Consider the following 24,573-nt stretch of genomic DNA (forward strand, 5'->3'; position numbering starts at 1 on the left):
TGGGACCAACGCGGGGCGGAGAGAGGTCAGTCCTCGCCGGTCCCCTCGTCGCCGCCGCTGTCGGCCGCACTGCTGACGACCTTGAAGTCCTTGTCGAGATGGACGTCGGTCCGCTTGCCGTTGTCGAGGGTGACCTCGACCTCGTAGTACGCGTCCTCGTCGCCGACCTCGGTGCCTGTGACCCTGCCGCCACCGGTGTGGTCCAGTGCGGCGGAGCTCGCCTTCGGGAGCGCGCTGCCCGTGATGGGCGGCTCGGAGTCGTCCCCGCCGGCGGTGGCCACGGCGAGTCCGGTGCCGCCGCCGATGAGCGCGGCCGAGATCACGCCGGCGACGATCCACTTGCCCTTGCGCTTCATGTCCGCTCCCTGTGCCCGCGCGGGTGCGGTGCCGCTCTGTCGTACGGTCCGACCTGCGGTTCCAGGATGCGACGCGCCTGCTGAACGCCTGCTGAACGAAGCTGAACGGGGATTCAGCCGAGCCGGTTCACCGCGTCGACGACGGGCGCCGCACCGTCCTCGGCACGCAGCGCGTCGGCCAGCGCCCGGGCGCGACGGCGGTACGACGGGTCTCCGGTCGCCTGCCGCAGGGCAGACGCCAGTGCCTGAGCCGAGAACCTCCGCAGCGGCACGGCCCGGGGCGCCACGCCGAGCGCGACCAGCCGGCCGCCCCAGAACCCCTCGTCGAACTGGATCGGCACGGGAACCGCGGGTACCCCGGCGCGCAGCCCGGCCGCGGTCGTGCCCGCGCCGCAGTGGTGGACCACGGCGGCCATCCGCGGGAACAGGGCGGAGTGCGGCACCTCGTCGATGGTCAGGATGTCGTCGCCGGTGGCCTCCAGACCGCCCCAGCCCCGCTGGACCACCCCGCGCAGCCCGGCCCGGCGCAGCGCGTGCACGACCTCGGCGCTCAGCCCCGCCGGATCGGGCACGGTCGCACTGCCCAGGCCCACGAACACCGGCGGCGGCCCCGCGGCCAGGAAGTCCCGCAGCTCGGCCGGGAGCCGGGCCTCACCGTCGTACGGCCACCAGTAGCCCGCCACCTCCAGGTCCGGCCGCCAGTCGCGCGGCCGGGGCACGACCAGGGGGCTGAAACCGTGGAGCACGCGGCGCTTTCGCGTGCCGGGCGCTCTGCGGCGGGACAGTCCGAGCCTCGCCCGTACATCCGGTACGGCCGCCGAGAAGACGATCTCGACGGCCAGGGTCACGCCGTGTCCGGCGATGTGGTTGCCGAGGCGCCCCCAGGAGCGGTCGCCGAGCATGGGCGGCCCGAACTCCCGGGTGGGAGTGAGCGGTTGCAGCGGGAGTTCGATGGTGGGCAGGGAGAGGCCCTCTCCGATGGCCTGACCCAGCGGTGCGGTGGAGGCGGCCAGCAGCAGGACATCGCTGGTCCGCGCCGCCGCCAGCAGGTCGTCCGTCATCCGCCCGGCCAGTTCCCGCGACATGGCCACCACGCGCGCCAGCTTGCCCACACCGGTCGTGCTCCGGTGCAGACTCTGCCCGCGCGCGGACTCCAGCTCCGCCCGGGGATCCAGCGGGAGCGGATGGAAGCGCACGCCCGAGGCGGCCACCAGCGGCTCGAAGCGGCCGTGCGTGACCAGGGTGACCTCGTGTCCGGCCCGGGCGAGGGCGTGTCCGAGGCCGGTGTAGGGGGCCACGTCGCCCCGGGAGCCCGCCGTCATGATCGCTACGCGCACGCGGCCAGTATGGCGGCGCGCACCGCACCGCGCCCCAATGGATCGTGGGAAGGGGCCACTTCAGGTCTGTCCCGTCCGTTGACTTCGCCCACTCGCGCCTCTAATTTCAGCGCCAAACGTTCGATGTTACGAATAATGTTCGAAATATCGGACCCTATATCGGGTCGAAATGCCGGACCGAATCAATGCCCCTCCCGCACACAGCTGAGTGTTTCCCCCGCACTTAGGAGCCGCATGTACCCCCCGCCCCGCATGAATCTCGTACGCCGCTGCAGATCCGCGGTCATACGCGCCCTGGCCCTCGCACTCACCGCGTCCGCCGCCCTGCTGTTCGCGGGACCGGCCCCGGCGCAGGCGGCGACGACGGCCCGTCAGATACCGGTGCCCGCCGCGCCCATGGGCTGGGCGTCCTGGAACGCGTTCGCCGCGAAGGTCGACTACAACGTCATCAAGCGGCAGGTCGACGCGTTCGTGGCGGCGGGTCTTCCCGCGGCCGGGTACCGGTACATCAACATCGACGAGGGCTGGTGGCAGGGCACCCGCGACAGCGCCGGCAACATCACCGTCGACGAGGCGGAGTGGCCGGGCGGTATGAAGGTCATCGCGGACTACATCCACAGCAAGGGCCTCAAGGCCGGCATCTACACCGACGCCGGCAAGGACGGCTGCGGCTATTACTTCCCGACCGGCCGCCCCGCCGCGCCCGGTTCGGGCAGCGAGGGCCACTACGAGCAGGACATGACGCAGTTCTCGAAGTGGGGCTTCGACTTCGTGAAGGTCGACTGGTGCGGTGGTGACGCCGAGAAACTCGACCCGAAGACGACCTACCAGGCGATCAGCAACGCGGTGGCCGCCGCAACCGCCACCACCGGCCGCCCGCTCGCCCTCTCCCTGTGCAACTGGGGCTACTCCGACCCGTGGAACTGGGCGCCGGGCATGGGCCCGATGTGGCGCACCAACACGGACATCTTCTTCCACGGCGGCACCCCGTCGTACAGCAACGTGCTGACCGCCTTCGACCGTAACATTCACCCCACGGCCCAGCACACCGGCTACTACAACGACGCCGACATGATGGTCGCCGGAATGACCGGACTGACCGGCGCCCAGAACCGCAGCCACATGAACCTGTGGGCGATCTCCGGCGCCCCGCTCCTCACCGGCCTCGACCTCACCACCCTCACCGCCGAGACGACGAGCATCCTCACCAACCCCGAGGTCATCGCCGTCGACCAGGACCCGCGCGGCCTCCAGGGCGTCGAGGTCGCCGAGGACACCTCGGGACTCCAGGTGTACGGCAAGGTCCTGGCCGGCAACGGCAACCGCGCCGTCGTCCTGCTCAACCGCACGTCGACCACGCAGAACATGACCGTCCGCTGGTCCGACCTCGGCCTGACGAACGCCTCCGCGACCGTCCGTGACCTGTGGGCCCGGCAGAACGTCGCCACCACCGGCACGAGTTACACCACCAGCGTCCCGGCGGGCGGTTCCGTGATGCTCACCGTCACCGGGGGCACCGAGCAGTCGGCGAGCACCTACAACGGCACGGCGAGCTTCTCCGGAGTGGCCGCCGGAAACGCCGGCCTGAAGACGGTCGAGGTCTCCTACACCAACAACACGTCCGCCGCCCGCACCGCGACCCTGACGGTCAACGGCCAGACCTCGACCAAGGTCTCCTTCCCGCCGACCGGCGCCGGCCCGGGCAACATCTCCGTCAACGTCTCCCTCGCCAAGGGCAACAGCAACACGATCTCCTTCTCCGGCGCCCCCACCCTCGAAGGGATCGTCGTACGGCCGCTGCCCGGCAGGAACGGCACCCTGATCACGGGTACCGGATCCGGCCGCTGCGTCGACATCAACGACAACACCATCGCCAACGGTACCGACGCCCAGCTGTGGGACTGCGGCGGCGGCCAGAACCAGGTGTGGCAGTACAACAGCACCCGCAAGGAACTGGTGGTGTACGGCAACAAGTGCCTCGACGCCTACGACCTCGGCACCACCAACGGCACCCGTGTCGTCATCTGGGACTGCAACGGCCAGAACAACCAGAAGTGGAACCTGAACAGCGACGGCACCCTCACCAACGTCAACTCCGGGCTCTGCCTCGACGCGTACGGCGCGGCCACGGCCAACGGCACCAAGCTGGTGCTGTGGACCTGCAACGGCCAGGCCAACCAGAAGTGGACGGTGAGTTAGCTCAACAGGACCGGGCGAGGCCCACGACCAGGACACCGAGGACCAGGGCGCAGGTCAGCAGCCAGCCGGCCAGCAGTCGGTGCCGCAGCCGGCGGTACGTCGCCTCGTACTCGTCCCGCAGTCTCCCGGCACGCTCCGCGCTGTGCTGCCAGGAGGCTCGGGCGAGTGCGAGGTACTCCGCCTCGAACCGCCGCTCCACCTCACACCGCTGAGCGTCCGTCAGCCAGTCCAGCGGGGCGCTGAATCGTGCGGCTGCCGTCCGGCCCTCCTCGCGGGTCGCGGCGAGCAGCAGATGCCCCTCGATGTCGTTCAGGAACTTGTCCGTGATGCTCACTGAGTGGTCAACTCCCTCTCCGCCGCGGGCGCGTGATGCAGGTCGAACGCCGGGGATTCGGAACGGATCCGCGGCAGCGTGAGGAAGTTGTGCCGCGGCGGCGGGCAGGACGTCGCCCACTCCAGGGAGCGGCCGTAGCCCCACGGGTCGTCGGCCTCGACCTTCTCCCCGTATTTCGCGGTCCTCCAGACGTTGTAGAAGAACGGCAGGAGGGACAGCCCCAGCACGAACGAGAAGACCGTCGACAGTGAGTTGAGCGGCGTCAGCCCCTCCACCGCCAGATAGTCGGGAATCCGGCGCTGCATGCCGTTCACACCCAGCCAGTGCTGGACGAGGAACGTGCCGTGGAATCCGATGAACAGTGTCCAGAACGTCATCTTGCCGAGGCGTTCGTCGAGCATCTTGCCGGTGAACTTCGGCCACCAGAAGTGGAATCCGGAGAACATCGCGAAGACGACGGTGCCGAAAATGACGTAATGGAAATGGGCGACGACGAAATAGGTGTCGGATGTCGGGAAGTCCAGTGGCGGTGAGGCCAGCATGACGCCGGTCAGGCCGCCGAAGACGAAGGTGATCAGGAATCCGAAGGCCCAGAGCATGGGGGTTTCGAAGGACAGCGAGCCGTTCCACATGGTGCCGATCCAGTTGAAGAACTTCACCCCGGTGGGTACGGCGATGAGGAACGTCATGAAGGCGAAGAACGGCAGCAGCACACCGCCGGTGACGTACATGTGGTGCGCCCACACCGTCACGGACAGACCCGCGATGGCGATCGTCGCCGCGATCAGACCCATGTAGCCGAACATCGGCTTACGGGAGAAGACCGGGATGACTTCGGAAATGATGCCGAAGAACGGCAGGGCGATGATGTACACCTCTGGATGGCCGAAGAACCAGAAGAGGTGTTGCCAGAGCAGCGCCCCGCCATTCGCTGCGTCGAAGACATGCGCACCGAACTTGCGGTCCGCCTCCAGCGCGAACAGCGCCGCGGCCAGGACCGGAAAGGCCAGCAGGACCAGCACACCGGTCAGCAGCACGTTCCAGGTGAAGATCGGCATACGGAACATGGTCATGCCCGGCGCACGCATGCAGATGATCGTGGTGATGAAGTTGACCGAGCCGAGGATCGTGCCGAATCCGGAGAAGGCCAGACCCATGATCCACATGTCGGCGCCGATGCCCGGGGAGCGGACCGCGTCCGACAGCGGCGAGTAGGCGAACCAGCCGAAGTCGGCCGCACCCTCCGGCGTCAGGAAGCCACCCACCGCGATGAGCGAGCCGAACAGGTACAGCCAGTAGGCGAACATGTTCAGCCGGGGGAAGGCCACGTCCGGCGCGCCGATCTGCAGCGGCATGATCCAGTTCGCGAAGCCGGCGAACAGCGGTGTCGCGAACATCAGCAGCATGATCGTGCCGTGCATCGTGAACGCCTGGTTGAACTGCTCGTTCGACATGATCTGCAGGCCCGGACGGGCCAGCTCGGCACGCATCAGCAGCGCCATCACGCCACCGAGGCAGAAGAACGCGAACGACGTGACCAGGTAGAGCGTGCCGATGGTCTTGTGATCCGTGGTGGTCAGCCACTGGACGGCCTTGGAGTCTTTGATCCTCTTCACGCCCCGCCTGTGTCCGCGGCCCACCCGCACGTCACACTCGACCGACGCGACAAGAATCACGGAAGCGGGTGTGACGATCCGGCGGGTGCCGGACACGAACGGAACATGAGCAACGACGAGATCTTCGCCGCTGCCTATCGCGAGCACTACTGGGCGGTCAGCCGCTATGTCGCGCGGCGACTGGACGGGCATACGAGTGAGGTCGAGGAAGTGGTGGCGGAGGTGTTCACCGTCGCCTGGCGGCGTCGGGACGACCTCCCGGACGCCGCGCTGCCCTGGCTGTACGGCGTGGCACGCAACTGCCTGGCGAACGCGGTACGCGGCTACGGGCGCCGTCGGCGACTGGTCGACCGGCTCGGCAACGACGACGCGGCGCACGGCCGGCACATCGAGGTCGGCCCCGAGACGGAGGCACCGGGTGCCTGGGTGCACGAGGCGCTCGCCCGGCTCTCCCCGGCCGACCGGGAGGTGCTGCGCCTGACCGCGTGGGAGGAACTCGGCATCGACGAGATCGCCGTCGTCCTCGGCTGCGGCAGCCGGGCCGCCTCGATGCGGCTGCACCGGGCCCGCCGGCGCCTGAGAGCCGAGATCGACCGAATGAGCCCAGCGACCGCAGCGAAGGAACACGGCCATGGCTGACGAACTCGAACTCCTGCGCCGCGCCAACCCGGTGCCGGCCGACGGCCCGCACTTCGGCGACGGACCGCTGGACCACACCGCCGAACGCCACCTCGACCGGCTGCTGCGGGACCGCCCCGCCGCGCCCCGCCGCCCCACCCGGGGCCGACTGGCCTGGGGCCTCGCCGCCTCGGCCGTGGTCGCCGCGCTCGTGTCGGCACTGCTGCTCACCGGCCAGACCACCGCACCCGCGGTCGCCGCACCCCGCCCACTGGTCGTGCGCGCCGACTCCACCCCCGTGTCCCTGAAGACACTGGCCGAACGCGCGCGAGCCGACGCGAAGGACGGCGCGCCCGAACTCCGCAAGGGCACACATGTGCAGTCGTGGAGCATGGGGATGAGCGAGGACAAGCCGCCGATCACCCTCCCCGAGGAGCGCATCGTCCGCTGGAACGCCGACGACAGCCACACGGAGATCGTCGTGGCGACCGACCCGCGTCATCCGGGCCGGCCGGTCCTCGTCGAGGGGGGCGGTGAGCCGCGGGTCGTCGACGACGGCCATGTCCTCAGCAGGCAGACGTACCCGCCGAGTTGGAGCGACGCCCCGCCCGCGGCACCGCCGCCGCACGACTCGGTACGACTGAGCGCGTATCTGGAAGAAGCCGTGCGTGCCTACCTGTCGGACCACAGCAAGCCGTTGAGCACGTCCGAACTCCTCGATGCCACCGAGACCCTGCTCGACCGCTGGACCCTCGGTGCCCGCGAGTCCGCCGCGCTCGCCCGGCTCCTGGCCGACACCGAGGGGCTGCGGCCCGTCGGCCGGGTGACGGACCGATTGGGGCGGAGCGGGCAGGCGTACGTCTACGAGACGTCCGGCACCCGCCGCATGCTGATCATGGACCCCGGCACCGGCGCCGTCCTCGGGCTGGAGACGACCTTCACCCGGGCCGAGCCCGAGTACGGCGTCAAGGCGGGCGACGTGATGTCGTACAGCGCCTGGATGCGCTGATCACACCCCGAGCTGCCGGGCCGCCGCGTCCACCGTCTGCTCCAGCAGCGTGGCGATCGTCATCGGACCGACGCCGCCCGGCACCGGAGTGATCAGCGACGCCCGCTCGACCGCGGAGTCGAAGCCGACGTCACCGACGTTCCCCGGGTTGTACCCGGCGTCGATCACCACGGCGCCTGGCTTGACGTCCTGCCCCCGGATCAGCCGCGCCCGCCCCACGGCCGCGACGACGATGTCCGCCTCCCGTACGGCCGCCGACAGGTCCGCCGTACGGGAGTGGCAGTACGTCACCGTCGCGTCGCGCGCGAGAAGCAGCATGCCGGCCGGCTTGCCGAGGATCGCGCTGCGGCCGACGACCACGGCGGGAGGTGCCCCCAGTCGAGCCTGGGCCATGATCCACTCCTGGGCTGGGATGTCCGGTTCGCCCAGGCGCACGGCATCGACTCTGCGGGGCCGCTCCCCGGTGGTACTCCACCTCAGCGCCAGTCACGGCCCACGGCCACCTTAACCGAGGCTGTTCGAGGCCGGCGCCGGGGTGAAATTCGGGCGACGGGGCGGGGGCCGGCTGTTAGCGTCGGTGTCATGAAGGTCATCAGGCACCACCGCACCGCAGCCGCGCGAGCGACCAGCTCCTCGGCTGCCGACGCCTGATCCCACCCTCCCGGCGGTCGGAAACGGACCGTCGGTGTGCGGCCTTCTCTTCCACTCCCGTCGCACCTGTTCCGCGGCTCGTTCCGGTCCCCGTGACCCGACGACCCGAAGGAACACCGCGATGACCACCACGCCGAGCGGCGACCAGATCGTCCGCACCTTCACCGACTTCTTCCGCGAGCGCGGACACGAACTCATCACCGGCGGCACACTCCTGCCACCGCCCTCCGACCCGGTGCTGTTCACCACCTCGGGCATGCACCCGCTCACTCCCCACCTGGAAGGCCGTCCGCATCCACAGGGCCGGCGTCTGGTCAACGTCCAGCGCTGTCTGCGCACCAGCGACCTCGACGAGGTGGGCGACCCGACCCATCTGACGGTGTTCGAGATGCTCGGCTCCTGGTCCCTGGGCGACTACGACCATTCGCAGAGCCTGCGTTGGGGATACGAGCTGCTGCGCGACGGGTTCGGGGTCCCGTCGGACCGGATGTACGTCACCGTCTTCGGGGGCGACGACGAGTTCGGTCCCGACAGTGAATCCCTGTGCACCTGGCGGGAGTTGGGCCTGCCCGTCGAACCGACCCGTGACGAGAACTGGTGGTCCCACGGCCCCGTCGGCCTCTGCGGCCCCGATTCCGAGATCTTCGTCTGGACCGGCGCCCCGGGCACCCCACCTCAGGGCACTCCTACCACCGACCCCAGGTGGGTGGAGGTGTGGAACCACGTGAGCATGCGCCATCGCCGGCTCGGGGACGGCAGTCTGCAGCCCCTCCGGCAGCCCAATGTCGACACGGGCATGGGACTGGAGCGGCTCGTGACGGTTCTGCAGGGCCACGACTCCGTCTACGACAGCGACCTGTTCGAGCCCTGGACGAGGATCCTGCCGCCGCTGTGGAACCTGGACGGCAGGTCACGGCGACTCGTCTGCGACCACCTGCGGTCCGCCGTCGTCGTGATCGGCGACGGCGTACGGCCCTCCAACACCGGACGCGGCTACGTCCTGCGCCGGCTGATCCGCCGTGCCCTCACCACCCTGTGGCGCGACGACCCCTCACGCACCCTCTCCGACCTGCCCGAGGAGGTCCTCGATCACACGCTGGACCACTTCCGCCAGCCCCGCGGGACAGGGCTGGTGCGCGAGGTGCTCCTGGACGAGGAACGACGGTTCGGCAGGCTCCTGGAACGGGGACGGCGTGTGCTCGGAAGGCCGGAGTTCGAGGGCCCGTTGAGCGACGAGGACTACCACTACCTCCACGACACCCACGGCCTGCCGCGCGACCTGGTCACGACGCTGAGGACGCCTTGATCATGGAGAAGGTCCAGGTCAGCCGACAGGTGGCCTGGACCTTCGGCCGATCCTTTCCTACTCGTCCCATGCCTCGATCAAGATCTGCCGGGATATCTTGCCGTCGCGCAGCGTGATCATCGACTCGGACAGGACACGCACTCCGTCCGCGTACTCACAGGACTCGCTGTAGGCGGCGCGGTCCCCCTGGATGACGCACCCCTCCAGCTTGTGCGTCATGTCGCGGCTGTAGACGTCGAGGAGCATCTCGGCGATCTCGTTCCGGCCGTGCAGCACCTTGGGATGGCTGGGCTGGGCGTTGCGGTTCACGACGCGCAGTTCCGCGTCGTCCGTGTACAGCGACAGAAGTGTCTCCGGGGTTTGTCCTTCGATACCCCGGCGCAGTGTCTCGGTGTCGAACGAGGGGCTAGTGGCGGTGCCCATGGTGACCTCCTCCGAGGCCCGCGGCAGGACGAGAGACGGCCGCGAGAGCCTCTCCTGAAGAGCCTCCTCCGCCCCGCCGGACTCGGCAAGCGCAGTGGGGCCACTGGGCCTGACGGGTGAGCGCCGCCGGGCGGCCGTGTCCGGCGGTGGCCCGCCCGCGTTGCTGAAGGCATGATGTCAACACGACGTATCGCAGCCGCCGTTGGTCTGGCCGCCGGTCTCACCGGCCTCGCCGCCCCGCTCGCGAACGCGCACCCCGCGGACACCCGGACCGCGGGCGCCCGGCTGAACCCGATCACCACGCTCGACCAGCTCGCCCAGACCGGTATCCCCGAGCAGCACAAGCACCGTGTCCCGCGGGTGTCGCAGCAGTTGGGCGGCCCGCTCAACCAGATCAAGGGGCTGGCTCCGGCGCCGCTCGGCCGCCGATAGACCGCCGACACACCGCAAGGGCCGCCCGGATCGTGCCGGGCGGCCCTTGGTGTGTGCCGAGAGTGATGTGTTCCCTACCCGGCGGAGTCGGCGGCCGCCGAGAGGAAGTGGAATCCCGGCCTCGGGTGCATCAGGAAGTCGTGGTGGGAGATGTTCCACGCATAGGCGCCCGCGAGCGCGAACAGCACCCGGTCCCCGGCCCTGAGCCCGGCCGCCGGCACCCGGCGGGCCAGCACGTCCTTGGGGGTGCACAGCTGACCGGCCAGGGTGACCTGCTCGCCGGCCGCGGCCGGCCGCGGCCAGGGGTGCGGCCAGGCGTCGACCGGCAGCACGGAACAGGGCTGGTCGTGGCCCTTCGTCGCCGGGGTCCGCAGATGGTGGGTGCCGCCCCGCACCACGGCGAACTCCTCGCCGTGGCTGTGCTTCACGTCCAGCACCTCGGTGGCGTACCAGCCGCAGTACGCCGTCAGCGCCCGGCCCGGCTCGATCCGCAGGGTCAGCCCCGGATGCTCCTCGGCCAGACGGGCCAGCCCGCGGCCGTACGCCGCCCAGTCGAAGCGGCGCTCCGGGGTTCCGTAGTCGACGTGCATACCGCCGCCGACGTTCACCTCGGCGAGTGGCACCCTCAGACCCGCCGCCCAGGCCACGATCGACTCCGCCACGGCGACCTGCTCGGCCGCCTCCAGGCCACTGGCCAAGTGGGCGTGGACGCCGCGCAGTTCGAGCTGCGGATACGTCCCGTCCGTGAGGGCGCGCACGACCTCGGCGGCCTGCGCCGGGTCCATGCCGAAGGGCGTCGGGCGACCTCCCATCGCCAGCGAGCTGCCCGCCAACGACCCGTCGGCCACCGGAAGGTTGACCCGCGGCAGCACCGCCACCCGCCGGCCCGGCGCCACCCGACGCGCCGACTCGGCCAGCATGCGCAGCTCGTACGCGCTCTCCACGTGGAACCGCTCGACGCCGGTCTCCAGCGCGGCCGTCACCTCGTCCGGCGTCTTGCCGGGACCGCCGAAGGCGAGCGGACGGCCCGGCACCGCCTTGGCGACGTGGGCGAGTTCGCCACCCGAGGAGACCTCGTAGCCGTCGACGTACGGGCCGAGCGCGGCGAGGATCTCCGGCTCCGGATTGGCCTTCGCGGCGTAGTACAGCTCGACCCGTTCGGGGAGGGCGTCCCGCACGGCGGCGGCGTGGTCGCGCAGGGCCGCCAAGTCGTAGACGTACGCGGGGAGTTCGTTGGACGGCAGGGACAGGGCGCGCTCGCGGACCGCGGCAGTCGGCTCGGTCATCGGGCACCCCCGGTCGTGTCGCGCAGCACCTGGGCCCCGGCCGGGCCGCCCAGGACGTCCTCGGCGAGCGGGGAGGGCAGCTGGACGTACCCGGCTTCGCGGTCGGCCTTGCGTTCCCAGCGGGTGAGCAGGTTGGCCTTGGCGGGCAGCGGCACACCGGCGAGCAGGGCCGCCATCCGGGGCGGGCAGCCGAACCGCTCGCTGTACGACTCAAGCGTGGTGCGCACCCGCGCCCAGAGCGCGGCCTCCGCGCCGGGGTGCAGGTCGGCGAGGGCGGCGAGCAACTCGGCCACGTGATTGACCAGCAGGCAGTAGACGACCCGGTCCCAGCCGCGCTGGGCGTCGTACGTCATCGGGCCCGCGACCTCGGGCGGCAGCGCGGCGAGCGTGTCGGCGTGGTGGTCGGGGACCAGCTTGGTGCCCTCCAGGTCGCGGAAGAGGACCTGGGCGGGCCTGCCGTCGCCGTCGACGCAGATCAGGACGTTCTGCAGATGGGGTTCCAGGACCAGGCCGTGATCGAAGTACGCGGCGAGCACGGGCGGCAGCAGCAGGTCGAGGTACGCCGACCACCAGTCCAGGGCGCTCTGCTCGTCGGCGCCGTCGAGGAGACGGGAGATGTGGGCGGCGCCGGTCGGGTACTCGTCGGCGACGGCGGCCGCCAGCAGGGGAGTGGTGCCCGGCGCGAGGCGCTGCGGCAGGCCCTCGCGGACGATGACGCCGAAGCCCTCGAACAGCGCGCGGTCCGGCGTGCCGTCCGGGCCGGGGAGGGCCAGCGTGCGATAGGCGGGCTCGCGCAGCACCGCGCTGCCGGGGAAGCGGTCGGCCAGGTCGGCGAGGGCCGGGGCCAGGACCCGGGTGAGCGCGACGGCACCCGACAGTTCGTAACTGCTGTTCTTGCGCAGGCAGTTGGTGATCCGCACGTTCAGGCTGAACTTCAGGAAGCTCTCACCGTCGTACAGGGTGCGCACCGACGCGGTGGCGGCGAAGGGCCGCCCGCCCGGGCCGAGGTCGATGACGTCGCCGCGGCCGAGGGCGGCGCGCAGCAGGGGGTGCTCGCTGAGCGTCTCGTACTGCCAGGGGTGCGCGGGGAGCAGACGGTAGCCCTCGGGGACGTCCGTGCGCTGTCGGTCCAGTCCGTGCAGGGCCGTGGGGTCGGCGTGTTCCTCGGCGACGAGGTGGGCGCGCACGGCGAGGTGCCGCAGCGGGAAGGAGGCACCGACCTCCGGGGCGTACGCGGACCAGGCGCGCGGATCGCCGGTACGGGCCTTGGGCGTGGGGTGGAAGCGGTGGCCGAACAGGAGGGACTGCTCGGAGGAGAGGTAGGCGGAGAGCCGGTCGCCCGCGGCCGAGGCCGATGCCGACGACGAAGGCGAGGCCGGGTCCGAGGCCTCTCGCATCGCCGCCAGTGAGGTCGCCACGGCCTCGTGGCTGGACGCGATCTGCTCCAGGAACTCCTCGTTGCGCACGCCCGTCCGCAGCGACAGCTCGTCGTGCGTGTACTCGGCGAGGCGCCGCCAGTCCACCTCGGTCCAGTCGCCGTCGCGCTGTTCGCTCACCGGCCCGGTGAACCGGTGTGCCCCGAGCAGCGAGGTACGGCGCAGGGAGACACGGAGCAGGACCCCGCGCCGCGGCAGGCGCAGCAGCAGTCGGCCGTCGGTGACCACGGTCTGGTGCTCGGGGCCGGACACCTCGCGCAGCAGGCAGTTGAGGAGGGTGTGGGCCACGGCCTCGTCGGCGGTGGGCAGCTTCGCGCGGGCGTTGCCCGTGCCGCCCTGCCCGGGCGGGGTGGAGAGCTTGGGGGCGCTGCCGAGCGAGTCGGTCAGGGAGGGCATCAGCGGCTCCGGCGGGTGCGGTGGTTCAGTGTGGGGAGGAGGGTCGCGAACACGGTGACGGCGGCAGCGGCGCCACCTATGAGCACGGGTGCGGCCGGCCCGAAGCGGGCGCTGCCCGCCGCCGCGGCCAGGCCGGCGGCGACCGCGCCGGCCTTGGAGAAGAATTCGAGCGAGCCGAACATGCCGCCCGGCGCACGGCCCCTGGCACAGTCGGCGGCCAGCACCGACAGACACACCAGGCCCAGGGTGAGTCCCACGCCCAGCAGCAGTCGTACGGCGATCAGCGAGGTCAGCGAACCGGCGACGCCGTGTCCGGCGAGCCCGAGCGCGATACAGGCGAAGCCGAGCGCGATCCCGGCCCGCGGCCGGTCCCGGAAGGCGGCGTGCACCGCCAGCGCCGCCACCAGATAGACCAGGTGGGGAAGGGCGAAGAGCACACCGGACAGTGCCGCCGAGGTCCCCGGGACCCGGTCGTCGACGAGCTGGATCAGGTACGGGAAGGAGATGACCGTGGAGAACACGAAGGCGAACTCCAGGGCGTACAGCACCCTCAGCGAGACCACCGGAACCACCTCGTCGACCGTCTCCGGCTCGGCCTGCGATCGCTCGACGGGCTCCGGTTCGGGCAGTGCCGCCAGCAGCAGGGCGGCCGTCAGCGGCAGTACGGCGAGCAGCGCGTACTGGCGGTGCGGGGACAGCCAGCCCGACAGCGAACCGACCACTATCGGTGCGACGACCAGCGCCGCCCGCGCACTGCCCTGCATCAGGGTGAGCGCCCTGGACAGCGCGGGGCCCTCCAGGGCGGCGCCCAGATAGCCGTTGGACGCGGCGAACGTGCCGCCCAGGATGCCCTGCAGCACCAGCGCCACCGTGAACGTGGCCATCGAGTCCGCCCAGCCGGCGAGCAGGAAGGACACGGCGAGCCCCAACTGGGCGCGCAGCAGCAGCCGTTTACGGCCGAACCGGTCCGCGAGCCGCCCCCACAGCGGGGCGCCGAGCGCGCCGAACACGGTCGGCACGATGTAGAGCACCCCCGCCCAGCGGGCCTGGCGGTCGCCCAGCTCCGGCAGGATCTCGGTGAGATACGGCGGCAGCCCCAGCGCAGCGAACGACGCCACGAAGTAGCAGCCGGCCACCGCCTGCACCTGCCCGCGCCCGAATCCGGTGCGCGGTATGCGCAGCGCCTGTGCGCTCATGCCGGACCACCGCCGGACAGCAGGTAGTTGGGGCCGGTCGTGTAGTGCTTGTTGATGTCGGCCGCGCCCGAGCGCTCCTTGGACAGCAGCGTCCCGGCCGTCACCATCGCCTTCACCGGCAGCCGCGGCGCCTCCAGGACACGGGCGCGCAGCACGGCTCCCGCGTCGCCGCCGAGCCGGTCCACCGCCTCCGACAGCCGGTCGCGGATCAGTTCCAGCAGGGCCGCGCGGTGCTTCGGCAGCCCGAACGCGTAGGACCCCGCACACAGATGGACGGTGATGGTCGCGAACACGTCCGCCACCGCCCCGTCGTCCGTACCGAAGATCCGCGCGTCGTCGAAGCCCCAGGGCCCGGGCAGCACGGCGGCCAGCCGCTCGGTGTTGATACGCGGCCCGTCGTTGTCCTTGAACAGCAGCCGCAGCTCGCCCGGCCGCAGCACCAGCGAGATGTTCTGCTGGTGCGACTCCAGCGCGATGCCGTACCCGAACAGCGTGGTCTGCCAGTCGAACAGCAGCGTCAGACAGGCGTCCAGCAGCGCGAGCGGATCACCGCCGTGGAACCGGTCGGCCAACTGCTCCACGACCAGCCGTCCGTCGGGGGCCTCGGCGAGGAGGGCCGCCAGCGGCACGACCGTCGCGTCGTCGAGCCCGGCCGGGTAGCGGCGGCACAGGACCGCCAGCAGCTCGTGACCGGCGTGTGCGTACGTCGTCTCGTCGGCATGCAGGATCGTGTCCCGGAAGCGGGGCTCACGGGCGATCACCGCCTCCAGCAGCCGCTGCCCTGCCGCGCCGTCGACCAGGGTGCCGGGCTTGACGGTGCGCTTGTTGCGCAGGCCCAACGTCGCGGTGGCGAGCGGCAGTTTGAGATGCAGGGTCGGATCCGCGACCGTGGCGACGGTGCGCATCGACAGGGTCGGTATGACGTCCAGCCGCGTACCGTCGGCGAGTACGGAGCCGTCCGGGAGCCCGGCCTCGGACAGGGCCCCGACCGTCAACGGGTGGACGGGCAGGGCCACATGAGTGTCCCGCAACCCGTCCAGACCCAGCGTCGCGGGCGTGGGCCAGACCTCCGGGAGGGTGCCGGTCAGGGTGACCGTCTCCCGGGGCAGAGCGAGCCAGCGCAGCGCGAATCGCGGGTGGAACTCCGGTGCGTACGCCCGCAGTTGCTCCTCCGTCAGCCCGGATCGGCCGCGCGCGGTCGGGTAGACGGGGTGGTCGAGACGGGCGGCGAGGGTGTCGTACACCAGACTGCCGCCGACACCGGTCCCCGGCGCGAGCGGCTCCAGGACCTCCGCCCGCGTCGCCGCATGCAGCCGTACGGTGGCCAGCGTCTGCCGGCACTCCTCGGCGAAGGCGTCGTAGCCGTCCCGGTCCACGGGCTCGGCGAGCGCACGCAGCGCGCCGAGCACGGTGTCGTACGACGTCAGCTCGGTCCCGTCGGCCTCCCGCACGAGCAGCGGCAGCCGGGCGGCGTGCTCGCACTGGTAGCCGTCGTCCTCGACGGGCAGCAGCAGCGCGTCGCCATCTGGCGTGGGCAGGCGCAGCCAGGCGCCGTCCGGGCGGTGCACCGGCGCGCTGCGGGTGCGCAGCCCGGCCACGTCCTCCCGCAACAGGGCGCTCAGCACACGGGTGAGCAGCTCCGCCTCGCAGGTGTCCGGCACGACGGCGGCGGTCACGGCTGGATCTCCCACTGCCGTTCGGCCAGGAAGGCGGCCACCACCCGGTCCACCGTGCTCTGGTCGGTGCCGGTGGCGCGCAGAACCCCGAGATAGTCCCGGTTGGTCATGTACAGCTCGTGCCGCTCGCCCACCGCCCGCAGCGGACGGTAGGTCAGATGCACACCCTCGACGTCCAGGTCGGTCGCGGCGGGGGCGCCCACCAGGGTGCCGGCGCGGTCGGCGCACGGGTACTCCAGGCGGGCCGCGCCGTCGCGGCGGGCGCCGAGATCGGCCGGGAGCGACTCGCCCAGGTGGGTGCGCAGGATGTGCTCGAACAGCGGGATCCGAAGCAGCCGGGCCAGCAGCAGGTCGCACTGGTCGCCGATGGCACGGTAGTTGACCTCGATGATCCGCGCCCGACCGCCGTGCACCACGAACTCGGTGTGACAGGCACCGAACCCGACGCCCAGCGCGTCCAGCTGCGCCAGGACCTGCGCGACGACCGGCTCGGGGTGGGCGGGGACGAAGGTGAGGCGTTCCTCGATGAAGTACGGCGGCGGCGACAGCTCGGTGTGGAAGCCGCCCAGCACATGGCGGACGTTCCCGTCGCCGAGGGTCTCCAGGGTGTACAGCTCGCCCGGGAGGTACTCCTCGACGACCAGTACGGCATCCGGGCGGCGCTCCAGGATCTCCTTGGCGTGGGCCACGAGTTCCTCGGCCCCGTCGACGAGGACGACGTCCTCGCTGGCCACCCCCTCTCGCGGCTTGAGCACACAGGGGTAGGGGGTTCCGGCGGGCGCGACCGGTTCGGTGAGCTCGGCCGACCACACCGTGTCCACTCCGGCCGCGGCGAGACGGCGGCGCATCTCGGCCTTGTCCTTGCAGCGCAGGGCGGCCCGCCAGTCCTTGCCGGGGAGGTCGAAGTAGGCGGCGGCCAGGGCGGCCTGGGTCTGCAGGTGGTCGCTGTTGGTGAAGACGGCGTCCGGCTTGTGATGCGTGGAGATGCGGGTGATCACGGCCCGGAAGTCCCGCACGTCGCACTCCAGGACCTCGATGTCCGGGTAGGTGCGGCGGTGGGCGTCGGGCTGGTCGGTGAGGACGGTGACGTCCAGGCCCAGACGGGCGGCGGCGGGCAGGAAGCCCTCGGTGACGGCGTCGGTCGGGTTGAGGGCGAGCAGATACAGGCGCATGGCAGACAGACAACTTCCGCTGGCGGGTGGGGGGTTGGGGCGGGCCGGGCCGGTGGCGCACGGCCCGCCCCGAAAGGTGAGCGGCAGCTACTTCGCCGGGAGCTCCACGCCGGTGGCCTTCGCCACGTCCTTGAGCATCTCTTCGGCGGCCTGGACGCCGATGCCGGACATCCACGTCTCGTCCGGGACCTCGAAGACCTTGCCGTCCTTCACCGCCGGCAGGCTCTTCCAGACGGGGTTGGAGACGACCTGCTTCTTCTGGGTCTTGTCCTCGGCGTCGGCCGCGGTGACGAAGATCAGGTCGGCGTCGGCCTGGTCGATCTCCTCGGGGCTGACGTCCTTCATCGTGACCTCGGGGTCGGTCGAGACCTGCGACTTCGGGCGCTGGAAGCCGATGTCGTCCAGCACGACACCGCTGTAGGAGTTGGACTGGTACAGGCGGGTCGGACCGGCGATGAAGCGGACCACGGACGCGGTCGGCATCGTGCCGCCGTCCTTCTTCTTGATCGCCTCACCAAGCGCCTTGGCCTGCGTCTCGTACTCCTTCAGCTTGGCCGCGGCTTCCTTCTCCAGGCCCAGCGCCTCGGCGTGGACCTTGAGGTTCTCCTTCCAGACACCGCCGGTGGTCTCGGTGAACACGGTCGGGGCGATCGCGCTGAGCTTGTCGTAGACCTTCTCGTGCCGGACCTTGGACGACAGGATCAGATCGGGCTTGAGCGAGGCGATCTTCTCCAGGTTCGGCTCCAGCAGCGGGCCGACGTCGACGGTGTCCTTCAACTCGCCGTCCAGGTACGTCGGAAAGCCGCCCGACGTCTTGAAGTGCGGGGCGACCGCGCCGACCGGGTCGATGCCGAGCAGGGTGACGTCGTCCAGCTCACCGGTGTCGAGCACGACGACCCGCTTCGGCTGGGACGGGATCTTCACGTCGCCCATCACGGTCTTGAGGGTGCGCGGGAAGGCCGAGCCGTTCTTGGCGGCCTGGGCCGTGTCGCCGTCCTTGGCGGAGTCCTCGCTGCCACAGGCGGCCAGGACGGCCGTACCGAGCACGACGGCGAGCAGCACGGCGATCAGCCGGCCGATTCCGCGTAGGGGAGATCGGTTGAACATGAGGGGTCTTTCTGTGAGTGGGGACGGATCAGGCGGTCGCGGCGGTGTGCCGCACCGCGCTGCGCCTCTCTTGATTGATTCGCCTCTGGGGCGCTCTCAGCCGATGTCGAGAGCCCGACCGTGCTCAGCCCTTCGGGCCTCCGCGCGCTCGGGCTCTCGACACCGGCGCGCCCCTCGGCTCATTGGGACGACCAGCGGGGTACCGGTCTCCGGGTCGGGAATCACCCGGCAGTCGACGTCGAACACGGACTTGACCAGCTCCGCGTCGAGGACGTCGGCCGGGGCGCCGGCGGCGGCGAGGCGGCCGTCCTTGAGGACCACCATGTGGTCCGCGTAGCGGGCGGCCTGTCCGAGGTCGTGCAGCACCATCACCACGGTGCGGCCGGCCTCGGCGTGCAGGGCGGCGACCAGGTCGAGGACGTCGAGCTGGTGCCGCAGATCGAGGAAGGTGGTGGGCTCGTCGAGCAGCAGCAGCTCGGTGTCCTGCGCCAACGCCAGCGCGATCCAGGCGCGTTGCCGCTGACCGCCGGACAGCTGGTCCACGGGTTGGTCGCGCAGGGCCGCCGTGCCGGTGCGCTCCAGGGCCTCGTCGACGGCCTTCTGATCGGCCGCGGACCAGGGGCTCAGCAGCCGCTGATGCGGGTACCGGCCAAGGCGTACCAGCGCTTCGACGGTGATCGCCTCGGGGGTGACCGGCTGCTGCGGAAGCAGACCCATACGACGGGCCAGCGTCCGCGCGTACATCCGGTGAATGTCGGCCCCGTCGAGCGTGACGTTCCCGGCGGCCGGGGCCAGAAGCCGGCTCAGCCCCCGCAACAGGGTCGACTTCCCACAGGCGTTGGGCCCGACAATGGCCGTGACGGCACCGCCCGGCAACGTCAGATCGAGCCCGCCGACCACGAGCCGGTCGCCGTAGCGCAGGTCGAGACGCTGGGTGGAGAGCTGGTTGGCGGTCACGGACATGCGTGGCTCCTGACGGGCGAGGGAGGGTTCGTGCAGGTCGGGCGAGGTGGCGCGCCCCCAAGGGGCGCGGGGAACTGCGCGACCGGCCACAACGGCGCCGCAGCCGAACGACGATCCGTCGCGGCTTTCCCAGCGGAGCGTTCCGTCATCCCTGGCTCCTCTGGACGGGCGAGCTCTGCCGCAGCATCAGCACCAGCAGCCAGGGCGCGCCCAGCGTGGCGGTGACCGCGCCGACGGGCAGGCCCTCGATCGGCAGCAGGTGCTGCACGATCAGATCGGAGGCGAGCAGCAGGACCGCCCCGGTGAGCGCGGCCAGGGCGAGGGACGCGGCGGTCGGCGGCCCGGTCACGAACCGCACGACGTGCGGGACGGCGAGCGCCACGAACGTCACCGGCCCGGCGAGCGCCGCCGCCAGCGAGGCCAGCACGACCGCGAGGACGAGCAGTTGGAGCCGGGCTCGTGAGGTGCGCAGCCCGAGCGCGCCCGCCGAGTCGTCCCCGAGGTCGAGCACGGCCAGCTGACGGTTCATCACCAGCGCGGCGGCGAGCGCGAGCACCATGGCGCCGCCCGCTCCCCACACCTCGGTCCAGGTCCGCCCGTACACCGATCCGGTGATCCACTGCAGCGCGGATCCGGCGAGTTCGGCCGGGAAGCGCACGATCATCAGGTTCACGGCGGCGGCGAGACCCGCCTGTACGGCCAGGCCGGTGAGCACCAGCCGGGTGACCGCGATCCCGGAACCCCAGGCGAACACGCCCAGCAGCAGGGCCGCGAGCAGCCCGCCGCCGAGGGCGCCGACCGGGACCAGTGCCTGCGAGGCCCCGGCGGCGATCAGCGCGACCGCGCCGAGGGAGGCGCCGCCAGTGATGCCCATGACGTCCGGGGAGGCCAGCGGATTGCGGAACAGCCGCTGCAGCACACAACCTGCCGCTCCCAGACCGGCACCGGCGACGATCGCGGCCACCGACCGCGGTGCCCGGAACTGCTGGATCACCAGCACGTCGCCCGGATCGCCGAGCCCGACCAGCGCGCGCAGCGCCGTGGCCGCGGGCATCGGGATCTCACCCGTCGTCAGGGAGACGGTGAGCAGCACGAACAGCAGGGCCAGACCGGTCGCGGCGTACAGCAGGACTCGGCGCCGGACCCGGGCACGGGCCGTGGACGTCGTCCGCACGGGGACGACCGCGGCGCTCATCGGGCCACCCGCCGGGCCAGCAGCGCCAGCAGCGGCGCGCCCAGGAAGGCGGTGACGATGCCGACCTCCAGTTCCGAGGGGCGGATCACCATCCGCCCGAGCACATCGCCCGCGAGCAGCAGCAGGGGACCGGCGATCAGACAGCCGGGCACCAGCAGCCGGTGGTCGCCGCCGAGCAGCGGCCGTACGAGATGGGGCGCGGCGAGCCCGATGAAGGCGATCGGGCCGGCGACCGCTACCGCCGACCCGGCGAGCAGGACGACCGCGATGCCGCCCGCCAGCCGGATCCGGGCCACCGGAACGCCGAGCGCCTGCGCCGAGTCGTCGCCCAGGGCAAGGGCGTTGAGGGCGGGGGAGACGGCCAGCGCCACGACCAGACCGAGCAGCAGGGTGGGCAGGACCGGCCACAGGACGTCGAGGGTGCGGCCGGAGAGCGACCCGGCCAGCCAGAAGCGGGCCTCGTCCAGGGTGCGCTGGTTCATCAGCATCACCGCCGACGTCCAGGACAGCAGCACGAGTTGCAGGACGGTGCCGCCGAGCGCCAGCCGTACGGCGTCGATGTCCCCGGCGCGCCGGGCCAGCGCCTGTGCGAACAGGGCGGCGCCGGCCGCACCGGCGAACGCGAACCACACGTACTGGGCGGGGCTGTTGAGCTTCAGCGCGAAGATGGCGACGACGACCGCGAAACCGGCGCCCGCGTTGATGCCGAGCGTCGTCGGCGAGGCGAGCGGATTGCGGGTGATGCCCTGGGCGACGGCCCCGGCGACCCCGAGCGCGGCCCCGACCGCGAGCCCGATGACGGTTCTCGGCAGGCGCAGCCCGGTCACCACGAGGGCTTCGCGTCCGTGAGCGTTGCCGAACAGCGCGTCGGCCACGGTGCCCAGCGGCACCGAGCGGGCGCCGAGAGCGAGGCTCAGCGCGGTGCAGAGCACGAGGGCGGCGAGTCCGGCGAGGAAGAGCGGTATGTGCCTGAAGGCACGGAAGGACACACCGGTCGGTGCGTCCCGTTGGGTCGCAATCACAAGCCGTGAGCTTAGGTTAGCCTTCCTTTACGTTTCAACTGCTGTGGGTTCACTGTGATCTGCGCGATAGATGCTCACCTGCGGCGCGCCCGCCTGGCATTCTGGGCTTGATCGTCAGTGTAAGGTAAGGCTTACCTGTCCTGCTTTCGCTGAAACCTCGCACAGGAGCACCGATGTCCGTGGCCCCGACGACACCGCCGGCCGGCGCCGTCGCGCATGCGCTCGGTGATGTCTACACGCGGCTCACCGACCTCTGCGACGTCCTGTCCGTGCGGGTCGCCGAGCCCGGTGCCCGGAGTGCGCGGGCGGGGGTCTCGGCGGCGGAGCTGGTGAAGGACGAGGCCGTGCTCGACGCCTTCGTGGCGGCGGAGGCGGCCCGGATTCACGATCGCCACGGGACCGTGGCGCGCCGTCACGTCGCCGCCTCGCGCGCCCTGCACGACTACGTCTGGTCGGTCTCGCTGCTGATGAGCGGCGCCTGGTACCTCGAACGCCGCGTGCCCCGGATCCGGCCCGAGGACCTGCGCCTGGACCTCGCCACGGCCGAGTTCACCGTGACGCCCGGCAGCGACCTCGCCTGCCTGACCGACGATCCGGTCGCCGCCCTGCCCGGTGTGCTGACGGTCCCTCACGAAGAGGCCCTGTGCGCCGAGTTGAGGGCCGCCGTCGCCGATCACATGGGTCCGCTGCTGGACGTCATCGGCCCCGTCGCACGCCGTGGCTCGCGGGCCCTGTGGGGCATGGTCTGCGACGACCTGGTCTCCGGCATCTGGTACCTCGGCCGCACGCTGGGCCGCGAGGACGAGGCCGTGCGGGCGGCGTCCCGACTGCTGCCGACCGCGGTGGCCCCGTACCCGAGCGGCGCCGACTTCCGCCACCTGACCACGCAGGACGGCCGCCGGCACCCGACGCGCACCCGTGCCGGCTGCTGCATGTACTACACGATCCGCCCCGACGAGGCGTGCGCCACCTGCCCCCGCACCTGCGACGCGGAGCGGCTGCGCAGACTCCAGGGCTGAGACGACGGCCGAGCGGGGGACGAGGGCCGGTGACGGCTCGGCCTATTCGGCAGTCGCCAGGAACTGCGTCGCCGCCAGCTCCGCGTAGAGCGGGTCCTCGGCCACGAGTTCGCGATGGGTGCCCACCGCGCGCACCTGTCCCGCGTCCATCACCACGATCCGGTCGGCCATCGTCACCGTCGACAGCCGGTGCGCGACGACCAACACCGTCGTCGTGCGGGCGACATCGGCGACGGTGTCCCGCAGCGCCGCCTCGTTCACCGCGTCCAGCTGCGAGGTGGCCTCGTCGAGCAGCAGCAGTCGGGGGCGGCGCAGCAGGGCTCGGGCGATGGCGACGCGCTGCCGCTCCCCGCCGGACAGCTTGGTGCCGCGGTGCCCGACGAGCGTGTCCAGACCGCCGGGCAGCCGGGAGACCAGACCGTCCAGCCGGGTCGTCTTGAGCACGCGGGTGACGTCGTCGTCGGCCGCGTCGGGGTTGCCCAGCAGCAGGTTCTCCCGCAGGGAACCCGACAGCACCGGGGCGTCCTGCTCCACATAGCCGATGGCGGACCGCAGTTGGGGGAGCTCCCAGTCCGCCAGGTCCCGCCCGTCGAGGGTGATGGTCCCGGCCTCGGGGTCGTAGAAGCGCTCGATGAGGGAGAAGACGGTGGTCTTGCCCGCACCCGACGGGCCCACGAACGCGGTCATGCCCTGCGCGGGGACGGCGAACGTCACGCCGTGGTGGACGTATGGCAGGTCGTCGGCGTAGCGGAAGCGGACGTCGGCGAAGGCCAGAGCGGCGGGCTCCGCCCCGGCGGAGGGCAACGGCGCGGGCGCGGCGGCCGGTTCGGCGGGCAGCCGCAGCGCCTCCTGGATCCGGGCGAGCGCGGCCGAGCCCGTCTGGTACTGCGTGATCGCTCCCACGACCTGCTGGATCGGCGACATCAGATAGAAGACGTACAGCAGGAAGGCGACCAGCGTGCCGACGTCGATCGCCCCGGTCGCCACCCGCGCGCCGCCCACCGCGAGCACCGTGATGAAGGCGATCTGCATGGCGAGCCCGGCCGTGTTGCCCGCGGCGGCCGACCACTTGGCGGCCCGTACGCTCTGCCGCCACGACTCCTCGGCGGCGTCGTGCAGGGTCCGCTCCTCCCGGTGCTCGGCCCCGGACGCCTTGACGGTGCGCAGCGCGCCCAGTATCCGCTCCAGCGAGGCCCCCATCACCCCGACCGCGTCCTGCGCCTGGCGGCTGGCCCGGTTGATGCGCGGCACGATCACGCCGAGGACGGTGCCGGCGGCCAGGATCACGGCGAGCGTGACCAGCAGCAGCACCGGCTCCACCAGGCCCATCATCACGACCGTCGCGACCAGCGTGAGCCCGCCCGTGCCGAGGCCCACCAGCGAGTCGGTGGTGACCTCGCGCAGCAGGGTCGTGTCCGAGGTGATGCGGGCCATCAGATCGCCCGGTTCGCTGCGGTCCACGGCGGTGATGCGCAGCCGCAGCAGATACGACGAAAGGGCGCGCCGCGCGCCGAGCACCACCGACTCGGCGGTGCGCCGCAGCACGTACGAGCCCAGCGCGCCCACCGCGGCGTTGGCCACGACCAGCCCGGACATGAGCAGCAGCGCTCCGGTGATGGCCCGGTCGTGGGACAGGTCGTCGATCAGCCCCCGTGCCACCAGCGGAAGGAGGAGCCCCGTGGCGCCCGTGACCAGCGACAGGACGGCCCCTGCCAACAGGGTCCACCTGTGCGGCCGTACGTATCCGAGGAGCAGCCGCCACGCGGGCTGGTCGGTCGGCGCTTTCGCGATGCTCACGGTGCTCCTCCGAGTCGGCGGGGAGCC

21 protein-coding genes, 1 pseudogene and 1 riboswitch are annotated in these 24,573 nt (G+C 71.5%); of the genes and pseudogenes, 6 read left to right on the plus strand and 16 right to left on the minus strand.

Features of this window, described 5'->3' with window-relative positions:
* Positions 1 to 26 precede the first annotated feature (26 nt).
* Together POF73_RS19805 and POF73_RS19810 are read right to left on the minus strand one after the other, a co-directional pair.
* Positions 27 to 356, minus strand: coding sequence for a PepSY domain-containing protein (locus tag POF73_RS19805; RefSeq protein WP_272117179.1), 330 nt, complete (start codon positions 354 to 356; stop codon positions 27 to 29).
* A 113-nt stretch (positions 357 to 469) separates the two neighbouring features.
* Entirely contained in the window at positions 470 to 1,678 is a 1,209-nt protein-coding gene (locus POF73_RS19810; RefSeq protein WP_272117302.1) for a glycosyltransferase, read from the minus strand.
* Positions 1,679 to 1,927: 249 nt separating this feature from the next.
* On the opposite strand from POF73_RS19810, the gene POF73_RS19815 reads away from it, so the two are divergent.
* The gene (locus POF73_RS19815; protein WP_272117181.1) at positions 1,928 to 3,892 is read left to right on the plus strand and encodes a ricin-type beta-trefoil lectin domain protein; all 1,965 of its coding nucleotides are present in this window, start codon (positions 1,928 to 1,930) and stop codon (positions 3,890 to 3,892) included.
* A gap of 1 nt (position 3,893) precedes the next feature.
* Here POF73_RS19815 and POF73_RS19820 read toward each other — a convergent pair whose 3' ends face one another.
* Positions 3,894 to 4,226: a hypothetical protein gene (locus tag POF73_RS19820; RefSeq protein ID WP_272117183.1), complete on the minus strand. Its 333-nt coding sequence runs from the start codon at positions 4,224 to 4,226 to the stop codon at positions 3,894 to 3,896.
* Positions 4,223 to 5,872 carry an aa3-type cytochrome oxidase subunit I gene (ctaD, locus tag POF73_RS19825; protein WP_443049564.1) on the minus strand — a complete coding sequence of 550 codons (1,650 nt, stop codon included), beginning with the start codon at positions 5,870 to 5,872 and terminating at the stop codon, positions 4,223 to 4,225. Before ctaD ends, POF73_RS19820 begins: the two co-directional genes overlap by 4 nt.
* A 75-nt stretch (positions 5,873 to 5,947) precedes the next feature.
* Between ctaD and POF73_RS19830 the strand changes: the two genes are divergently transcribed.
* Both POF73_RS19830 and POF73_RS19835 read left to right on the plus strand, forming a co-directional pair.
* On the plus strand, positions 5,948 to 6,481 hold the full coding sequence (locus tag POF73_RS19830; RefSeq protein ID WP_272117187.1) for an RNA polymerase sigma factor: 534 nt from the start codon (positions 5,948 to 5,950) through the stop codon (positions 6,479 to 6,481).
* On the plus strand, positions 6,474 to 7,469 hold the full coding sequence (locus POF73_RS19835) for a CU044_5270 family protein (RefSeq protein ID WP_272117189.1): 996 nt from the start codon (positions 6,474 to 6,476) through the stop codon (positions 7,467 to 7,469). The genes POF73_RS19830 and POF73_RS19835 overlap by 8 nt, the downstream gene beginning before the upstream one ends.
* Here POF73_RS19835 and POF73_RS19840 read toward each other — a convergent pair.
* Positions 7,470 to 7,832 (minus strand): annotated as a pseudogene (locus POF73_RS19840) (bifunctional 5,10-methylene-tetrahydrofolate dehydrogenase/5,10-methylene-tetrahydrofolate cyclohydrolase); the annotation flags it as partial.
* Between the two features lie 53 nt (positions 7,833 to 7,885).
* Positions 7,886 to 7,969: riboswitch (ZMP/ZTP riboswitch) on the minus strand.
* Between the two features lie 272 nt (positions 7,970 to 8,241).
* Here POF73_RS19840 and POF73_RS19845 point away from each other — a divergent pair.
* Positions 8,242 to 9,426: an alanine--tRNA ligase-related protein gene (locus POF73_RS19845; RefSeq protein WP_272117191.1), complete on the plus strand. Its 1,185-nt coding sequence runs from the start codon at positions 8,242 to 8,244 to the stop codon at positions 9,424 to 9,426.
* 57 nt (positions 9,427 to 9,483) lie between these two features.
* On the opposite strand, the gene POF73_RS19850 is transcribed toward POF73_RS19845, so the two are convergent.
* Entirely contained in the window at positions 9,484 to 9,849 is a 366-nt protein-coding gene (locus tag POF73_RS19850) for a nuclear transport factor 2 family protein (protein WP_272117193.1), read from the minus strand.
* Between the two features lie 171 nt (positions 9,850 to 10,020).
* Here POF73_RS19850 and POF73_RS19855 point away from each other — a divergent pair, with 171 nt between their 5' ends.
* Entirely contained in the window at positions 10,021 to 10,281 is a 261-nt protein-coding gene (locus POF73_RS19855) for a hypothetical protein (protein ID WP_272117195.1), read from the plus strand.
* Between the two features lie 74 nt (positions 10,282 to 10,355).
* On the opposite strand, the gene POF73_RS19860 is transcribed toward POF73_RS19855, so the two are convergent.
* The 9 genes from POF73_RS19860 to POF73_RS19900 form a co-directional block, all read right to left on the minus strand.
* The gene (locus POF73_RS19860; protein ID WP_272117197.1) at positions 10,356 to 11,567 is read right to left on the minus strand and encodes a type III PLP-dependent enzyme; all 1,212 of its coding nucleotides are present in this window, start codon (positions 11,565 to 11,567) and stop codon (positions 10,356 to 10,358) included.
* Positions 11,564 to 13,399, minus strand: a complete 1,836-nt coding sequence (locus POF73_RS19865; protein ID WP_272117199.1) for an IucA/IucC family protein — start codon at positions 13,397 to 13,399, stop codon at positions 11,564 to 11,566. The genes POF73_RS19860 and POF73_RS19865 overlap by 4 nt, the downstream gene beginning before the upstream one ends.
* On the minus strand, positions 13,399 to 14,595 hold the full coding sequence (locus POF73_RS19870; protein ID WP_272117201.1) for an MFS transporter: 1,197 nt from the start codon (positions 14,593 to 14,595) through the stop codon (positions 13,399 to 13,401). Before POF73_RS19870 ends, POF73_RS19865 begins: the two co-directional genes overlap by 1 nt.
* The gene (locus tag POF73_RS19875) at positions 14,592 to 16,271 is read right to left on the minus strand and encodes an IucA/IucC family protein (protein WP_272117203.1); all 1,680 of its coding nucleotides are present in this window, start codon (positions 16,269 to 16,271) and stop codon (positions 14,592 to 14,594) included. The genes POF73_RS19870 and POF73_RS19875 overlap by 4 nt, the downstream gene beginning before the upstream one ends.
* A complete protein-coding gene (locus tag POF73_RS19880) occupies positions 16,268 to 17,443 on the minus strand; it encodes an ATP-grasp domain-containing protein (RefSeq protein ID WP_272117204.1) in 1,176 nt (391 codons plus the stop codon). The genes POF73_RS19875 and POF73_RS19880 overlap by 4 nt, the downstream gene beginning before the upstream one ends.
* An 87-nt stretch (positions 17,444 to 17,530) precedes the next feature.
* Positions 17,531 to 18,550 carry an ABC transporter substrate-binding protein gene (locus POF73_RS19885; RefSeq protein ID WP_272117206.1) on the minus strand — a complete coding sequence of 340 codons (1,020 nt, stop codon included), beginning with the start codon at positions 18,548 to 18,550 and terminating at the stop codon, positions 17,531 to 17,533.
* Positions 18,551 to 18,646: 96 nt separating this feature from the next.
* Positions 18,647 to 19,513: an ABC transporter ATP-binding protein gene (locus POF73_RS19890; RefSeq protein ID WP_272117208.1), complete on the minus strand. Its 867-nt coding sequence runs from the start codon at positions 19,511 to 19,513 to the stop codon at positions 18,647 to 18,649.
* A 145-nt stretch (positions 19,514 to 19,658) separates the two neighbouring features.
* On the minus strand, positions 19,659 to 20,708 hold the full coding sequence (locus POF73_RS19895; RefSeq protein ID WP_272117209.1) for a FecCD family ABC transporter permease: 1,050 nt from the start codon (positions 20,706 to 20,708) through the stop codon (positions 19,659 to 19,661).
* Complete coding sequence (locus POF73_RS19900) at positions 20,705 to 21,697, minus strand: FecCD family ABC transporter permease (RefSeq protein ID WP_272117304.1); 993 nt, start codon at positions 21,695 to 21,697, stop codon at positions 20,705 to 20,707. Before POF73_RS19900 ends, POF73_RS19895 begins: the two co-directional genes overlap by 4 nt.
* Positions 21,698 to 21,903: 206 nt before the next feature.
* Between POF73_RS19900 and POF73_RS19905 the strand changes: the two genes are divergently transcribed.
* Positions 21,904 to 22,749: a (2Fe-2S)-binding protein gene (locus tag POF73_RS19905; protein ID WP_272117211.1), complete on the plus strand. Its 846-nt coding sequence runs from the start codon at positions 21,904 to 21,906 to the stop codon at positions 22,747 to 22,749.
* 42 nt (positions 22,750 to 22,791) lie between these two features.
* Here POF73_RS19905 and POF73_RS19910 read toward each other — a convergent pair whose 3' ends face one another.
* Positions 22,792 to 24,546, minus strand: a complete 1,755-nt coding sequence (locus tag POF73_RS19910; protein ID WP_272117213.1) for an ABC transporter ATP-binding protein — start codon at positions 24,544 to 24,546, stop codon at positions 22,792 to 22,794.
* Positions 24,547 to 24,573: the final 27 nt, after the last annotated feature.

The organism is Streptomyces sp. HD (assembly GCF_028369295.1).
Classification (GTDB): Bacteria; Actinomycetota; Actinomycetes; order Streptomycetales; family Streptomycetaceae; genus Streptomyces.

Coding starts and splice junctions, on each gene's coding strand:
- POF73_RS19805 (WP_272117179.1), bottom strand. CDS start 356: ATGAAGCGCAAGGGCAAGTGGATCGTCGCCGGCGTGATCTCGGCCGCG.
- POF73_RS19810 (WP_272117302.1), bottom strand. CDS start 1,678: ATGACGGCGGGCTCCCGGGGCGACGTGGCCCCCTACACCGGCCTCGGA.
- POF73_RS19815 (WP_272117181.1), top strand. CDS start 1,928: ATGTACCCCCCGCCCCGCATGAATCTCGTACGCCGCTGCAGATCCGCG.
- POF73_RS19830 (WP_272117187.1), top strand. CDS start 5,948: ATGAGCAACGACGAGATCTTCGCCGCTGCCTATCGCGAGCACTACTGG.
- POF73_RS19835 (WP_272117189.1), top strand. CDS start 6,474: ATGGCTGACGAACTCGAACTCCTGCGCCGCGCCAACCCGGTGCCGGCC.
- POF73_RS19845 (WP_272117191.1), top strand. CDS start 8,242: ATGACCACCACGCCGAGCGGCGACCAGATCGTCCGCACCTTCACCGAC.
- POF73_RS19850 (WP_272117193.1), bottom strand. CDS start 9,849: ATGGGCACCGCCACTAGCCCCTCGTTCGACACCGAGACACTGCGCCGG.
- POF73_RS19855 (WP_272117195.1), top strand. CDS start 10,021: ATGATGTCAACACGACGTATCGCAGCCGCCGTTGGTCTGGCCGCCGGT.
- POF73_RS19860 (WP_272117197.1), bottom strand. CDS start 11,567: ATGACCGAGCCGACTGCCGCGGTCCGCGAGCGCGCCCTGTCCCTGCCG.
- POF73_RS19865 (WP_272117199.1), bottom strand. CDS start 13,399: ATGCCCTCCCTGACCGACTCGCTCGGCAGCGCCCCCAAGCTCTCCACC.
- POF73_RS19870 (WP_272117201.1), bottom strand. CDS start 14,595: ATGAGCGCACAGGCGCTGCGCATACCGCGCACCGGATTCGGGCGCGGG.
- POF73_RS19880 (WP_272117204.1), bottom strand. CDS start 17,443: ATGCGCCTGTATCTGCTCGCCCTCAACCCGACCGACGCCGTCACCGAG.
- POF73_RS19885 (WP_272117206.1), bottom strand. CDS start 18,550: ATGTTCAACCGATCTCCCCTACGCGGAATCGGCCGGCTGATCGCCGTG.
- POF73_RS19890 (WP_272117208.1), bottom strand. CDS start 19,513: ATGTCCGTGACCGCCAACCAGCTCTCCACCCAGCGTCTCGACCTGCGC.
- POF73_RS19895 (WP_272117209.1), bottom strand. CDS start 20,708: ATGAGCGCCGCGGTCGTCCCCGTGCGGACGACGTCCACGGCCCGTGCC.
- POF73_RS19905 (WP_272117211.1), top strand. CDS start 21,904: ATGTCCGTGGCCCCGACGACACCGCCGGCCGGCGCCGTCGCGCATGCG.